This is a genomic window from Aeromicrobium sp. CnD17-E (genome assembly GCF_024124745.1).
In the GTDB taxonomy this organism is placed as follows: Bacteria; Actinomycetota; Actinomycetes; order Propionibacteriales; family Nocardioidaceae; genus Aeromicrobium.
In genome coordinates, this window is the sequence record NZ_JAMXRU010000088.1 from 1 (window position 1) to 13,850 (window position 13,850).

General features: G+C 72.3%; 12 protein-coding genes and 1 pseudogene. 8 read left to right on the forward strand and 5 right to left on the reverse strand.

Annotated elements, in window-relative coordinates:
• From NH339_RS14160 to NH339_RS14170, 3 genes and pseudogenes are all read left to right on the forward strand, one after another.
• A pseudogene (locus NH339_RS14160) lies at nt 1–782 on the forward strand (HAD family hydrolase); the annotation flags it as partial.
• Nucleotides 783–873: 91 nt separating this feature from the next.
• Nucleotides 874–2,010, forward strand: a complete 1,137-nt coding sequence (locus tag NH339_RS14165) for a helix-turn-helix domain-containing protein (protein ID WP_253026447.1) — start codon at nt 874–876, stop codon at nt 2,008–2,010.
• Nucleotides 2,011–2,096: 86 nt separating this feature from the next.
• Nucleotides 2,097–3,770 carry a hypothetical protein gene (locus NH339_RS14170; RefSeq protein WP_253026449.1) on the forward strand — a complete coding sequence of 558 codons (1,674 nt, stop codon included), beginning with the start codon at nt 2,097–2,099 and terminating at the stop codon, nt 3,768–3,770.
• Between the two features lie 3 nt (nt 3,771–3,773).
• Here the strand turns inward: NH339_RS14170 and NH339_RS14175 are convergent, their stop codons facing one another.
• The 4 genes from NH339_RS14175 to dnaK all read right to left on the reverse strand — a co-directional run bounded on the left by NH339_RS14175 (nt 3,774) and on the right by dnaK (nt 7,844).
• Complete coding sequence (locus tag NH339_RS14175) at nt 3,774–4,160, reverse strand: heat shock protein transcriptional repressor HspR (protein WP_253026469.1); 387 nt, start codon at nt 4,158–4,160, stop codon at nt 3,774–3,776.
• 5 nt (nt 4,161–4,165) lie between these two features.
• Nucleotides 4,166–5,320 (reverse strand): molecular chaperone DnaJ, encoded by a 1,155-nt coding sequence (gene dnaJ, locus NH339_RS14180; protein ID WP_253026451.1) that lies wholly within the window; start codon nt 5,318–5,320, stop codon nt 4,166–4,168.
• 80 nt (nt 5,321–5,400) lie between these two features.
• A complete protein-coding gene (locus NH339_RS14185; RefSeq protein ID WP_253026453.1) occupies nt 5,401–6,006 on the reverse strand; it encodes a nucleotide exchange factor GrpE in 606 nt (201 codons plus the stop codon).
• Nucleotides 6,003–7,844 (reverse strand): molecular chaperone DnaK, encoded by a 1,842-nt coding sequence (dnaK, locus tag NH339_RS14190; protein WP_253026455.1) that lies wholly within the window; start codon nt 7,842–7,844, stop codon nt 6,003–6,005. Before dnaK ends, NH339_RS14185 begins: the two co-directional genes overlap by 4 nt.
• A gap of 258 nt (nt 7,845–8,102) precedes the next feature.
• On the opposite strand from dnaK, the gene NH339_RS14195 reads away from it, so the two are divergent.
• A complete protein-coding gene (locus NH339_RS14195) occupies nt 8,103–9,275 on the forward strand; it encodes an HNH endonuclease signature motif containing protein (protein WP_253026457.1) in 1,173 nt (390 codons plus the stop codon).
• Nucleotides 9,276–9,298: 23 nt separating this feature from the next.
• On the opposite strand, the gene NH339_RS14200 is transcribed toward NH339_RS14195, so the two are convergent.
• Complete coding sequence (locus tag NH339_RS14200) at nt 9,299–9,856, reverse strand: isochorismatase family protein (RefSeq protein ID WP_253026459.1); 558 nt, start codon at nt 9,854–9,856, stop codon at nt 9,299–9,301.
• 103 nt (nt 9,857–9,959) lie between these two features.
• Here NH339_RS14200 and NH339_RS18925 point away from each other — a divergent pair, with 103 nt between their 5' ends.
• The 4 genes from NH339_RS18925 to NH339_RS14220 form a co-directional block, all read left to right on the forward strand.
• Nucleotides 9,960–11,153 (forward strand): sensor histidine kinase, encoded by a 1,194-nt coding sequence (locus tag NH339_RS18925; protein ID WP_253026461.1) that lies wholly within the window; start codon nt 9,960–9,962, stop codon nt 11,151–11,153.
• Nucleotides 11,150–11,815, forward strand: a complete 666-nt coding sequence (locus NH339_RS14210; protein WP_253026463.1) for a response regulator transcription factor — start codon at nt 11,150–11,152, stop codon at nt 11,813–11,815. The genes NH339_RS18925 and NH339_RS14210 overlap by 4 nt, the downstream gene beginning before the upstream one ends.
• Before the next feature lie 103 nt (nt 11,816–11,918).
• Nucleotides 11,919–12,689, forward strand: coding sequence for an ABC transporter ATP-binding protein (locus tag NH339_RS14215; RefSeq protein ID WP_253026465.1), 771 nt, complete (start codon nt 11,919–11,921; stop codon nt 12,687–12,689).
• Nucleotides 12,686–13,850: FtsX-like permease family protein (locus NH339_RS14220; RefSeq protein ID WP_253026467.1), on the forward strand; the 1,165-nt coding region annotated here is incomplete at its 3' end. The genes NH339_RS14215 and NH339_RS14220, both read left to right, overlap by 4 nt.

Sequence of the window (13,850 nt, forward strand, 5' to 3'; positions counted from 1 at the left end):
GCACCGTCACCACCGGGGGCCTCCGGGTGACCTCGGTCGACCCCGTCGAGCCCGACCACGACCGCAACCTGCGCTGGCTCGCCGGCGCCCTGCAGCACGAGCGCGACGACCGGGTCGCCCGCGCGGTCTCCCGGCTCTCCGGCCGCGGCCGGGTCACCGAGGTGCAGAGCCACGGCGACGCGGGCGTGTCGGGCCGGGTCGACCGGCACCCGGTGCGCGTCGGGGACCCGACGTGGCTCGGTCTCGAGCCCCGCCCCGGCACCTGGACGACGCTCGCCGTCGAGGTCGACGCGCGGGTGCTCGGCACGCTCACCGTCGGCGACGACGTCCGCCCCGACGCGGCCGAGGGGGTGCAGGCCCTGCGCGACCTCGGCCTCGACGTCGCGCTCCGCTCCGCCGACACCGACGCCCGCACCCGCGAGGTCGGGCTGCAGGTGGGCGTCGTCGACGTTGCGGGTGACGTCGACGTGGCCCACCAGGAGGCCGACGTCGAGACCCGCTCCCGTGAGGGGCAGCGGGTGCTGCACGTCGCCGCGTCGTCGACGTTGGCCGACGACCTCGGTCTGCCCGACCTCGACGTGCTGCGCGTCGCCACCGCGCTGCGCGCGTCGCGGTCTGCGGTCAGGGCGGCGCGACGTGGCCTCGTCGTGGCGCTGACGTGCAGCGCGGTCGCGGGCGCCCTCGCGGCCGGGGGCCTGCTGGGTCCCGGTCTCGCGAGCGTCGCGGCCGGGCTCTCCGCGGGCGTCAGCGCACTGTCCGCGGGGTCTCGTACGGTCTCCTGACTTGTCACCCGCGTGACAAGTTTCCGCCCGGTTCGGGTCGGTCGGACGAACGACGTTGACTCGACCCTGCGGCCCCTGTGACCGTGCACCCATGACGACGACGGGAGAGGTGCACCCATCCCTCCCGCACCACCCGTCGAACTCCCTCCCTGACGGGGCGGGGTTGCGAGGCCAGGTCGAGAGACTCGTCCGCGACTCCGTCCCGAACGGGGCGGTCGTCAGTGCACGTCTCGCCGGCTCGTGCATCGACGCCTTCCTCGCGCACGACGGCGATCCGCGCACCGCCGCCCAGGCCGTGGCCGCCGAGTGCACGCACTTCGGAGAGCTGCAGACGGTGCACGGGCTCTCCGACGACGACCTGACGGTCGCTCTGCGCGCCATCGGGCGAGGTCTGCGACGCCACGTCATGCCGGTGCTGCTGCGCCAGCTCGACCAGCTCGACTCCGAGGCGCTGTCCCGGTCGGTGCAGGAGTACCTGATGCGCATCCTCGGGCACATCCGCCAGGGCATGCAGACGATGCAGCGCTTCCACGCACTCGCGCCCGAGCGGCGTCGTCACGCCTTGTCCCGCGCTGCGTTCGGCGCAGGAGACGTCCGGACCCTGCGTGGGTTCGCCCTGGCCTGCGGGCTCGACCCGGCCGTCCGCCTCACGCCGGTCGTGGCGACCGACCCGGACGCGACCCTCGATCTCGCGCTGCGCGATCGCGACGACGTGCTCGCGGGGACGGCACCCGGCGAGGGCGCCGTCCCGGCCACGTGGACCAACGCCCAGGTGCGCCGACGCAGCGGGGTCGACGTCGCGCGCGGGCCCGTCGTGCCCCTCGTCGAGCTTCCGGAGGCCGCTCGCCTGACCCGCACGACCGCCGCCGTCGCCGCGCCGGGCGTGCCGGTCACGCAGACCCGGGACGTCCTGACGCAGGTGATGGTGCACGGCTCGCCCCTGCTCGCCGACCTGGTCACCGGCTCACGACTCGGTCCGTTCCTCGAGCTGCCCGCCGTGCGCCGCGCGGCCCTGGGGCGCACGGTCCTCGACTGGCTCGAGCACGGCACGCCGGTCAACGTGCTCGCGCGCCAGACGGGCACGCCCGCACAGACCATCCACACGCGCCTCGCCACCGCGAAGCGCATGCTCGACGACCCGTTGACCGACCCCGACCGCCGCCTCGAGCTGCTCGTCGCCCTGCGTCTCGCCGTCCCCAGCTGGGAGGCGGAGGTCCGGAGCGCCTAGCGACGAAGCCGCGAAAAGGCCTGGCGACTGCTCGATCGAGCGTGCCATGCTCGGTCAGCCGCAGCCCTGGACGAGGGGATCGGGAGATGGAACCGCAGCGCACGGAGATCGACGGCGTCCCCACCTTCTGGGTGGACTCCGGACGACCGACACTCTCGGCGACGTTGGTGTTCCGCGTCGGCGCCGTCGACGAAGCACTGCCTCAGCACGGGTGGACGCACCTCCTCGAGCACCTCGCCCTGCACGGGGAGGAGTCCGGCCTGCTCGACGTCAACGGCTCGGTGGATCTCACCCTCACGACCTTCAGCTCCCACGGGCCAGTGGACGACGTGGTCGACCACCTCGGACGCCTCACGCGGTGGCTTCGGGAGCCGCAGCTCGACGGCGTCGACCACGAGCGTCGTGTCCTGGCGGCAGAGTCACGGCTCCGCGGCGGTGCTGCGTCGCGCGCGCTGTCGCAGCGGTACGGGGCCCGCGGTCCAGGGGTGGTCAGCTACGGAGAGCTGGGCCTCTCACGGGCCACCCCCGAGGCACTTCGCGGGCACGCCGCGCGAGCGTTCGGTCGCAGGAACGGGGCACTCGTGCTCGACGGACCCCCTCCCCCGGACCTGGAGCTGCACCTGGCTGAGGGCACGCTCATCGACCTACCCGACGCCCGTGCGGTCGAGGACGTCCTCCCCGCGACGTACGTGGAGGAGAGCGGGCTCGTCGTCAGCGGCGTCGTCGAGCGGACGGTCGCCGCCACGATCCTCACCGACCTGCTCCAGCAGAGCCTGCACGATCGGCTGCGGAAGCAGCGCGCAGCGGCCTACGCGCCGTGGGCGGACTACTGGCGGGTGAGCCCGGGCCACGCCGTCGTGCTGGCCGGGTCCGACGTCACGCCGGACCTCATGCCCGATCTCGCCGACACGGCGCTGCACTGGGTACGAGGTCAGCGTCACTCGTCGGCGGACGTGAGCACCCAGGTCGAGCGACGGATCCAGAGCTTGACGGACCCCTACGCAGCCGCCGGTCTCGCCTACGCGGCCGCCGTCTCCTGGCTGCTCGACGGCGAGGCGGCGACGGTCGCGGAGCGGCTCCACGACCTGCGCTCGGTCGGGGCCATCGACGTGGCCGAGTCGCTCGAGCAGTGGCGGCGTACGGCACTGCTCGGCTTTCCCGGTGCCACGCACTGGAACGAGCAGATCCGTCGGTCCCGGCCGCGGCGCGTCTCCGTGCAGCGAGGCGCGGTGCACCGGCACCGCAACTGGCCGGCGGAGCCGGCACGCGTGGTCGTCAGCAACGGCGGTGCGCTCCAGCTCCAGGCCGCCCGCGGTGAGCTCGCGCACGTCTTCGACCCCGCCGACCTCGTGATCTCCGGACGCAGCGAGGGCGGCGGGAGATATCTCGTCGACGCCGACGGCTGGCCCTTCTGGTTCGATCCGCGCGAGTGGGCCAAGGGTTCCGCACTCGAGCGACACCTCGACGCGAGGGTGCCGCAGGAGAAGATCGTCGACCTTCCGGCTGCCCCGGCCGCGCCCTGGCGACGAGCTCGCTGGTGGTCGCGCTGGACGCATCCGGTACGGCGACGCATCCACCTCACCTGGTCCATGGTCGGCCGGTTGCTGGTCGCGGCCGCCTTCGCGACGCCGCTCGCCCTCGTGCTGATCTCAGCGGGACAGGGGCGCGAGCTTCCTGACGGTGCTTTCATCGGCAGCTTCTGGTTGGCCGTTGTCGGCACGTGGGTCCTCGGCAGCTCCGCCTTCGAACCGGACGGCTGAGCCTCAGCGGCTGGGGCGGCGCCAGACGGTGAGCTGGGTCTGCTGCGCCAGCACCGGCAGGTTCTGCACCGTGCCGAGGGCGTGGTGCGCGGCCGCGAGCTCCGACTGGAGCTCGGCGACCTTCTGCTGGAGGGCCAGCACCTGGTTCTCGAGCGCGATCACGCGCTTCACGCCCTCGAGGCCCAGGCCCTCGGCGGTCAGGCGCGCGACGGTGCGCAGCAGCTCGACGTCGCGCAACGAGTAGCGGCGACCGCCGCCGCCGGTGCGACCGGCCTCGACGATGCCGAGTCGGTCGTAGGTGCGCAACGTCTGCGGGTGCAGCCCCGACAGCTCGGCCGCGACGCTGATGACGAACACCTTCGCGTCCGGCCCCGGCGGGGTGAAGGGCATGTCGGTCATGCCGAGCCGACCTCCTCGAACAGGCCGTCACGCGGTGTGGCGGCGCCGCGCGCCTGACGCAGGGCCTCGACCGCCGCGCGCTGGGCGTCGTCGAGGTCGGTGGGCACCTGCACCTCCACGGTGACCAGGAGGTCGCCGCGGGTGCCGGCCTTCGTGGTCGCTCCCTGGCCCTTGGCGCGGAACGTCCGACCCGACGGCGTGCCCGCCGGGACCTTCAGCCGCACCGGGGGGCCGTCGAGCGTCGGCACGCTGATCTGCGCGCCGAGAGCGGCCTCGTCGAACGCGACGGGCACCGTGATGGTGAGGTGGTCGCCCTTGCGGCCGAACATGGGGTGCGGCTCGACGTGGACGAGCAGGAACAGGTCGCCGTCGGGCGCACCGCCCTCACCTCGTCCGCCCTTGCCCTTGAGCCGGATCTTCTGGCCGTCCTTCACCCCGGCCGGCACCCGCACCTGCAGGGTGCGGCTCGACGGGGCACGGCCCGTGCCACGGCACGTGGCGCACTCGTGCTCCACGACCAGACCGCGCCCGCGGCACTGCGAGCAGGGCTCCGTCATGGCGAACACGCCGCCGGACGCGCTCGTCTGCATGCCGCTGCCCTGACACTTGGTGCACACCTTCGGCACCGTGCCGGGCTTGGCGCCCGTTCCGTGGCACGTCGGGCACGCCTCGTCGCTCGTCATCCGCAGCGGGAGGGTCGCGCCCTCGACCGCCTGCTGGAAGGTGATCGTCGCCTCGGTCTCGATGTCGTCACCGCGACGTCCCTGCGGCGGGCGACGACGTCCGCCGCGCCCCCCGCCGCCGAAGATGCCACCGAGCAGGTCGCTCAGGTCGAAGTCCGTCGCGTTCTGACCACCGTAGCCACCGCCGGGCTGGCCGAAGCCGCCACCACCGAAGCCACCCTTGAACTGCCCGAACAGCGTGCGCTGCTCGTCGTACTGCTTGCGCTTCTCGGCGCTCGACAGGACGGCGTACGCCTCGGAGACCTCCTTGAAGCGCTCCTCCGCGGCCTTGTTGCCCGGGTTGGAGTCGGGGTGGTTCTCCCGCGCGAGCCTGCGGTAGGCCTTCTTGATCTCGTCGGTCGACGCGTCCTTGGACACGCCCAACGTCTTGTAGAAGTCCTTGCTCGCCCAGTCACTCGGGTTGCTCACGGCTCACCCCTTCCTCTCGTGTCGCGATGGTCTCTGGTGGCGCGGTGGGGCGGCGACCCTGGTCGCCGCCCCACCGCCGCTCACTCGTCGTCGGAGGTCTCGTCCGACGCGGCCGGTGCGTCGCCCTCGGCGGGCTCGACGACGCCGACCTGCGCGTGCCGCAGGACCTCGTCGCCGACCTTGTAGCCGGTGCGCACGACCGGGCCGACCGACGTGACGCTCACCTCGGCGGACTCACCCGCCGCGAACAGCGCCTCGTGCAGCCGGGGGTCGAACGCGTCGCCCTCGGCACCGAACGCCTCCAGCTTGTGCGCCTTGAGCGCCTGCGTGAGCGCGTCGGCGACGGCCTTGAAGCCGCCCGACAGCTCACCGTGCTGCTCCGCGCGACCGATGTCGTCGAGCACCGTCAGCAGCGAGCGCAGCACCGCGGCCTCGCCCTGCTGGCGAGCCTGCGCACGGTCGCGCTCGACCCGCTTGCGGTAGTTGACGTACTCGGCCTGCAGCCGCTGCAGGTCGGCGGTGCGCTCCGCGAGCTGCTGCTCGGCGGTCGGCTCGGTCGGCGCGTCGCCGGACGCAGCCTCCTCGACGACCTCCTCCTCGCCCGTCGGCACCTCCACGGCCTCGTCGGCCACTCCTTCCCCGGAGTTCTCCGGGGAAGGAGTGGTGCCCTCGGGCTCGGACGTCACTTCTTCTCCTCGTCGTCGACGATCTCGGCGTCGACGACGTCGTCGTCGGAGTCGGTCGACTCACCGGCGGGAGCGTCGGTGCCAGCAGCCTGCTGCTCGGCGGCGGCCGCGGCGTACATCGCCTCGCCCATCTTCGAGCTCGACTCGCCCAGCTTGGTGACGGCCGCCTGGACGGCGTCGTTGTCGTCACCCTCGAGCGCCGACTTCAGCGCGTCGACGTCGGCCTGGACCTGCGCCTTCACGTCGTCGCCCACCTTGTCGCCGTTCTCGGCGATGAACTTCTCGGTGGTGTGGACGAGCGCCTCGGCCTGGTTGCGGGTCTCGACGGCCTCGCGACGCTTGCGGTCCTCCTCGGCGTACTGCTCGGCGTCCTTGACCATCTTGTCGATGTCGTCCTTCGACAGCGCGCTGCCGCCGGTGATCGTCATCGACTGCTCCTTGCCGGTGCCACGGTCCTTCGCGGACACGTTCACGATGCCGTTGGCGTCGATGTCGAACGTGACCTCGATCTGCGGCACGCCGCGGGGCGCGGGCGGCAGGCCCGTGAGCTCGAAGGTGGCCAGCAGCTGGTTGCCCGCCGCCATCTCGCGCTCGCCCTGGTACACCTGGATCGCCACGGACGGCTGGTTGTCGTCGGCCGTCGTGAAGACCTCGCTGCGCTTGGTCGGGATCGTCGTGTTGCGCTCGATGAGCTTGGTCATGACGCCGCCCTTGGTCTCGATGCCGAGGCTCAGCGGGGTGACGTCGAGCAGGAGCACGTCCTTGACCTCGCCCTTGAGCACGCCGGCCTGGAGCGCGGCGCCCACGGCGACGACCTCGTCGGGGTTGACGCCCTTGTTCGGCTCCTTGCCGCCGGTGAGGCTCTTCACGAGCTCGCTCACGGCGGGCATGCGGGTGGAACCACCCACGAGCACGACGTGGTCGATGTCGCCCACCGAGATGCCCGCGTCCTTGACGACGTTGTTGAACGGCGCCTTGGTGCGCTCGAGCAGGTCGCTCGTGATCTTCTCGAACTCGCTGCGGCTGAGCGTCTCGTCGAGGAAGACGGGGCTGCCGTCCTGCACCGTGATGTAGGGCAGGTTGATCGACGTCGACGACGAGCTGGACAGCTCGATCTTCGCGCGCTCGGCGGCCTCGCGGATACGGGGCATGGCCATCTTGTCCTTGGTCAGGTCGATGCCCGTCTTGGACTTGAAGGTGCTGACGATCCAGTCGACGACCGCGTTGTCCCAGTCGTCACCACCGAGGTTGTTGTCACCGCTGGTGGCCTTGACCTCGATGACGCCGTCGCCGATCTCGAGCAGGGACACGTCGAACGTGCCACCGCCGAGGTCGAAGACGAGGATCGTCTGGTCGTCGCCCTTGTCGAGGCCGTAGGCCAGCGCGGCGGCGGTGGGCTCGTTGATGATGCGGCTGACGTTCAGGCCCGCGATCTCGCCGGCCTCCTTCGTCGCCTGACGCTGGTGGTCGTTGAAGTAGGCGGGGACGGTGATCACGGCGTCGGTGACCGACTCGCCCAGGTACGCCTCGGCGTCGCGCTTCAGCTTCTGCAGGATGAAGGCGCTGATCTGCTGCGGGTTGAACGACTTCCCGTCGATCTCCGTCTTCCAGTCGGTGCCCATGTGGCGCTTGACGGAGCGGATGGTGCGGTCGACGTTCGTGACGCCCTGGCGCTTGGCGACCTCGCCGGCCAGGACCTCGCCGTCCTTCGCGAAGGCGACGACGGACGGGGTGGTGCGAGCGCCCTCGGCGTTCGCGATGACGGTGGGCTCGCCACCCTCCAGGACGGCGACGACGGAGTTCGTCGTGCCGAGGTCGATTCCGACGGCACGTGCCATGGTGGTTCCTCCTGCTGATCGGGTGCTGCGGGGTTCTGGAAGCTCTGAGAAGTCGTTGCCGAATCGCTGGCAACTGACTTGAGTCTGATCTTATCAACCTCGTTCCAGGCCGCACTATTCCGGCACCGGACGTCAAGAATGCGTTCGTCCAGCGCGCTGCCCCGAGCCCGAGTCGCAGGAAAGGAGAAGGCTGGAACCAGAGCCAAAAAGGGAGGTGCAAAGAATGACTTTCGTACCTTTGTTCGGTATACTTGTCTCATGTCCAGCACGCTGCTCGCCGACCGGCTCGAGGCCGTCGCCGCCGAGCTGCGCGCGTACCCGACGAGCACCGAGGCGCTGCGGCTGCTGCAGGGACTCTCGAACGCGATCGATGCGGAGAAGGTGGCGCTGGTCGCGGAGGTGGACGAGCATCGCGACTTCGAGGCCGAGGGCTGCTCGAGCCTGAAGAACTGGCTACGTGACCAGCTGCACCTCGACGGCAGACAGGCGGGCCAGCTGGTCCGCTCCGGCCGGACGCTGCGTGACATGCCCGACCTGGAGTCACTCGCCGTCGAGGGTGCGGTGTCCCTGGACCACGTGGACGCGTTCGGCTACGCGGCGAAGCACATCGACCCGATGGTCGTCGAGCACTCCATGGGCTGGATGCTGCGTCTGGCCGAGCGGGCCGAGCCGGTCCAGATCCGCAAGGCCGTCAAGAAGCTGCGCGCCACCGCCCACCCCGACGACCTCGACGAGGCCTGGATCAAAGGCATGGACCGGCACGACATCAAGGTCTCCGTCGTCGGCGACGGCGTCGCCGTGACCGGGTTCCTACCCTTCGACACCGGCACCAAGCTCAAGACCCTCCTGCAGTCACTGTCCGCACCCACCTGCGCCGAGGACGACCGACCCGTCGCAGAACGACGCGTCACCGCCCTCGACGCCCTGCTCTCCTCCGTGCTCGCGTCCGGCCTGCCCCAGGACAAGGGCGTGCGACCCCACGTTGATCTGACCATCGACATGTCCCAGATCGCCGACGACGCGGACACCGCGACCGGCGAGCTCGCAGGGTTCGGCACCATCGGCCCCGGCCAGCTGCAGCAGATGCTCTGCGACAGCGACCTCACCCCCATCCTGACCGCCGGCAGACACACCGTCCTCGACGTCGGCCGCACCCACCGCCTCGCCACCCCGGCTCAGCGCAAGGCGATCGTCAACCGACAAGGCGGCACCTGCGCCGGCCCCGGCTGCAGAGGACCCGTCGTCCACGTCCACCACGTCCAGTACTGGTCCGACGGCGGACCGACCGACCTCGCCAACCTCATCGGGTTGTGTCCCCGCTGCCATGCAGCCGTGCACCAAGGGTTCTTCACCATCGACCCCCACACCCACCAGACCCACCGCACCCTCAGGACCCGACACGCCAGCTCCCGCCGCACCCGCGCCGGCTGACCGCTGCCGGACGACGGGGTGGTTCAGAAGGCGACGTCCGCCGCGGCGACCACGTCGGCCGTGCGGTCGGGTCCGCCCTGGAACTGCCAGTACAGGTTGGTGTGCGCGACCACCTGGGCCGGCGGGGGTGCGCCGTAGGCCGTGAGGTCCTCCGTGGTGTGCGCGTCGGAGACGAGCGTGACGTCGTAGCCCCGCACGAACGCGCCGTGCAGGGTGGCGCGGACGCACGCGTCAGTCTGGGCCCCGACCACCACGACGCGCCCGACACCGAGGTCGCTGAGGACGTCGCCGAGCCCCGTGGCCTCGAACGCGTCGCCGTAGTCCTTCTCGATCCGCGGCTCGCCCTCCCCCGGCTCGAGCTCGGGCACCACCTGCCACCCGGCGGACCCGGACCTCGACGGCCCGCCGCCACGCAACGTGTCCTGCACCCACACGACCGGGACGTCAGCGGTCCGCGCCTCGTCCACGAGATCGCGGACGCGCGCGACCACGCCGTCGCGGTCGTGCGCCTCGGCAACCACGTCGACCTGCACGTCGACGACCAGCAGAGCACTGCGATGACGGTCCGGGAACTGGCTCATGCTCGGACGCTACGCCCGCGCGCGGACGTTTCCCACCCCTCGCGCCCGAGGATCAGACCTGGGACTGACGTTGCTGACGCCGCCAGCGCCTAGGGTCGCAAGGGTGAGGACGGAGCAGGAACGACGCCCCTGGCGGCTGGGACCACAGGCGGTGCAGTGGTTCGACGCCGCGCTCGTCGTCGGGCTGCTCGGCCTCACGGCCGTGACGTTCCTCGTCGGGCAGCCGCTCCACGTCACCGCGCTCAGCGCCCTGCAGGTGGCGCCCCTCGCGTGGCGACGCAGCCGACCTGCCACGACCTTCGCCCTCGTCTGGCTGTTCAGCGGCGTGCAGGCGCTCGTCTACGACTACCCCGCCATCGGGCAGCTCGCCTACCCCGTCGCGCTGTACTCCCTGGCGCGCTTCGGCCGCCCCCGCGACGCCCGAGCCGGACTGGCCCTCAGCCTGGTCGCCACCGGTGTCGCCGCGTGGGTGTGGGTGATGGCCGGTCGCTACGACGACCCACCCCCCGGCGTCGTCCAGCCCGACCTGACCCTCATGACCTTCCTGCCCTACACGCTCACCATCGGCGCGATCGTCATCGCCTCGTGGGCCCTGGGCACACAGGCCCGGATCCGCCGCGCCTACGAGCAGGCCCTCATGGAACGCGGCGAGCGGATGGCCGAGGAGGCGGAGCAGCGGACCCGGGCAGCGGCAGCCGAGGAGCGCACCCGGGTGGCTCGCGAGATGCACGACGTCGTCGCGCACGGCATCACCGGCATGATCGTCCAGGCCGACGGCGCCCGCTACGCCGCGCAGCACGACCCCGAGGTCGCCGTCCGCACCCTCGAGACCGTCGCGTCGACCGGACGGGAGGCGCTCACGGAGATGCGACGCCTGCTCGGGCTCCTGCGTGGCACCTCGGACCCCGAGCTGGTCCCCCAGCCGGGGCTCGACGACCTGCCCCGCCTCCTGGCCGCCGACGTCGCGGCGGGCCGGGTGCGCTCCACCCTTCCGGACCCGGCACCGGCCGTGCCGGATGGCGTGGCGCTCACCGTCTTCCGGGTCGTGCAGGAGTCGCTCACCAACGTGCGCAAGCACGCCGGGGCCGACGCCACCGCGACCGTCGACGTCAGGCTCGACGGTCCCGACGTGCTCGTCGACGTGGTCGACGACGGCCACGGCGCCGCCCACCCGGCGGGGTCGGGCGGTCTCGGCCTGGTGGGCATGCGCGAGCGGGTGGCCGTGCACGGAGGCACCCTCGACGTCGGCCCGGCGCCCGGCGGGGGCTGGCGCGTGCGTGCGAGGATCCCCCGGTGAGCGCCCCGATCCGCGTGCTGCTCGTCGACGACCAGCAGATGGTGCGTGCCGGCTTCCGGATGCTCGTCGACAGCCAGCCGGACCTCGAGGTGGTCGGCGAGGCGGGCGACGGGCAGGCCGCGCTCGACCTGCTGACCGAGGTGACGGCCGACGTCGTGCTGATGGACGTGCGCATGCCGGTGCTCGACGGCGTCGAGGCCACCCGCCGCGTCCTGCACGGGGACGCGCCGCCCCGGGTCATCGTGCTCACGACCTTCGACCTCGACGAGTACGCGTTCGCGGCGCTGCAGGCCGGTGCGTCGGCGTTCCTGCTGAAGGACGCCGCACCGCCCGACCTGCTGGCCGCGATCCGCGCCGTGCAGGCCGGCGACGCCGTCGTCGCACCGTCGACCACTCGCCGCCTGCTGGACCACTTCGTGCAGCCGTCCGGGTCGCGCGCCGTGGTCAGCGGAGCGACCGCCCGCCGCCTCGCCGACGTCACCGACCGCGAGCGCGAGGTGCTCTCGCTCATCGCCCGCGGCCTCACCAACCCCGAGATCGCCGCGTCGCTGTTCCTCTCGGAGGCGACGGTCAAGACCCACGTCGGACGCCTGCTCGCCAAGACCGACTCCCGCGACCGCGTCCAGCTCGTACTGCTCGCCCTCGAAGCGGGACTGGGCTAGCGCACAGCCCCTCCCGCTGGCCGCGCGTCAGACCCAGGGATGACGTCAGGACCATCCCGCGCTCCGACGACCGGAGGGGGTCGGGATCCATAGCGTCGTCGCCATGACGACCACCACCCACGCACCGATCGCGACGGCCGCCTCGGCCCGCGACCTCACCAAGACCTACGGCACGGGCGCCGCCGCCGTGCACGCCCTCGACGGCGTCGACGTCGACCTCGCGCCCGGACGGTTCACGGCCGTCATGGGACCGTCGGGCTCCGGCAAGTCGACGCTCATGCACTGCCTGGCGGGGCTCGACCGCCCCACCCGCGGCACGGTCACGGTCGACGGCGTCGACCTCACGCGGCTCGACGACGACCGGCTCACGCGCTTCCGCCGCGACCACCTCGGCTTCGTGTTCCAGGCGTTCAACCTGCTGCCGATGCTCACCGCCCGCCAGAACATCCTGCTGCCGCTCGAGCTCGCGGGCCGCCGCGTCGACGCGAACGTGCGCGACGACCTCGACACCGTCGTGTCCGTGCTCGGGCTCGGCGACCGGCTCGGGCACCGCCCCAGCGAGCTGTCGGGCGGGCAGCAGCAGCGGGTGGCCATCGCCCGCGCGCTCGTGAGCCAGGCGTCGATCGTCTTCGCCGACGAGCCGACCGGCAACCTCGACAGCGCCGCGTCGGCGGAGGTGCTGGCCTACCTGCGGCGCTCCGTGCGCGAGCTCGGCCGCACCGTCGTGATGGTCACGCACGAGATCGACGCCGCCGCCTACGCCGACGACGTCGTCGTCCTCGCCGACGGCCGGATCCGCTCGCACCTCGTGAGCCCGTCGCGTGCCGAGCTGGTCTCCGTGCTCGCCGGCAGCAGCCACCGGGACGCGTCGTGAGGACGGTCCTGCGCGCGTCGCTGCGCACCCACACCCGCCGGTACGTCGCCGCGTTCGTGGCCGTCATGGTCGCCGTCGGCTTCGTCATCGCCACCAACGCCGTCGGCTCGGCCGCGAGGTCGGGCCTGTCGGCCGAGGTGGAGCACGCGTACCGCGGTGCCGACCTCGTCGTCGGGGCGGACTACGGACTCGACCGCAGCCAGGTGGCGCCGGTCGAGCGCGCCGCGGCGGGCCAGGGGGCTGTCGCGGACGTCATCGGCACCGCGTTCACCACCGTCACCCGCGACGGGACGTCACTCGGCCCGGACACGTCGGTGTCGACCGTCAGCCTCGACCCCGCGCTGCGTCGGCAGACCGTCGTGTCGGGGCAGGCCCCGGCGGCCGACGGTCAGGCGCTCGTCGACCAGCGGACCGCGCGGGCGGACCGCATCCGCATCGGCGACCGGCTCGTCATCGGCACGGACGGCGACCGGCGCACCGTGACCGTCGTGGGCATCGCGAAGGCGACGACCTACCTGTCGGCCGACGTGTACGTGCCGTGGCCGACGCTGTCGGCCCTGCCCGACGCGCTGCCCGACGCCGTGGTCGTGGGCACCTCCGGCGACCCGACGGCCGTGGGCGCGACGCTCAGCAAGGTCACCGAGGAGCCGGTGCGCACGCAGGGCGAGTACGTCGACGCGCGCGTGGTGACCCTGAACCAGGGGTTCGACGCCATCGGCATCCTGCTCCTGCTGTTCGCGACGGTGGCCGGCTTCGTGGCCGTGCTCGTCATCGCCAACACGTTCACCATCCTGTTCGCCCAGCGCACGCGCGACCTCGCGCTGCTGCGCTGCGTGGGCGCGACCCGCCAGCAGGTGCTGCGCTCGGTCCGGGTCGAGTCCGTCGCCGTGGCCCTGCTCGCGTCGGCGCTGGGCGTCGTCGCCGGAGTCGGGGCGGGCTACGGCATCGTCGCCGCGGTGCGTGCCCTCAGTGACGCCAGCACGCTGGGTGCGGTCGCACTGTCGCCCCTGTGGGTCGGGGGTGCGTTCGTCGGAGGGGTCGTCGTGACCGTGGCCGCGGCCTGGCTGCCCACCCGGCGGGTGGTCCGCGTGAGCCCGCTCGCGGCACTACGTCCGCACGACGCGGACGTGCTCAGCCGCGCCGGCGCCGCCCGCGTCGGTG

What these genes read in the sequence shown, in the direction of transcription:
- dnaK (WP_253026455.1), bottom strand. Translation starts at nt 7,844, where the DNA reads ATGGCACGTGCCGTCGGAATCGACCTCGGCACGACGAACTCCGTCGTC.
- NH339_RS14195 (WP_253026457.1), top strand. Translation starts at nt 8,103, where the DNA reads ATGTCCAGCACGCTGCTCGCCGACCGGCTCGAGGCCGTCGCCGCCGAG.
- NH339_RS14170 (WP_253026449.1), top strand. Translation starts at nt 2,097, where the DNA reads ATGGAACCGCAGCGCACGGAGATCGACGGCGTCCCCACCTTCTGGGTG.
- NH339_RS14165 (WP_253026447.1), top strand. Translation starts at nt 874, where the DNA reads ATGACGACGACGGGAGAGGTGCACCCATCCCTCCCGCACCACCCGTCG.
- NH339_RS14215 (WP_253026465.1), top strand. Translation starts at nt 11,919, where the DNA reads ATGACGACCACCACCCACGCACCGATCGCGACGGCCGCCTCGGCCCGC.
- NH339_RS14200 (WP_253026459.1), bottom strand. Translation starts at nt 9,856, where the DNA reads ATGAGCCAGTTCCCGGACCGTCATCGCAGTGCTCTGCTGGTCGTCGAC.
- NH339_RS14175 (WP_253026469.1), bottom strand. Translation starts at nt 4,160, where the DNA reads ATGCCCTTCACCCCGCCGGGGCCGGACGCGAAGGTGTTCGTCATCAGC.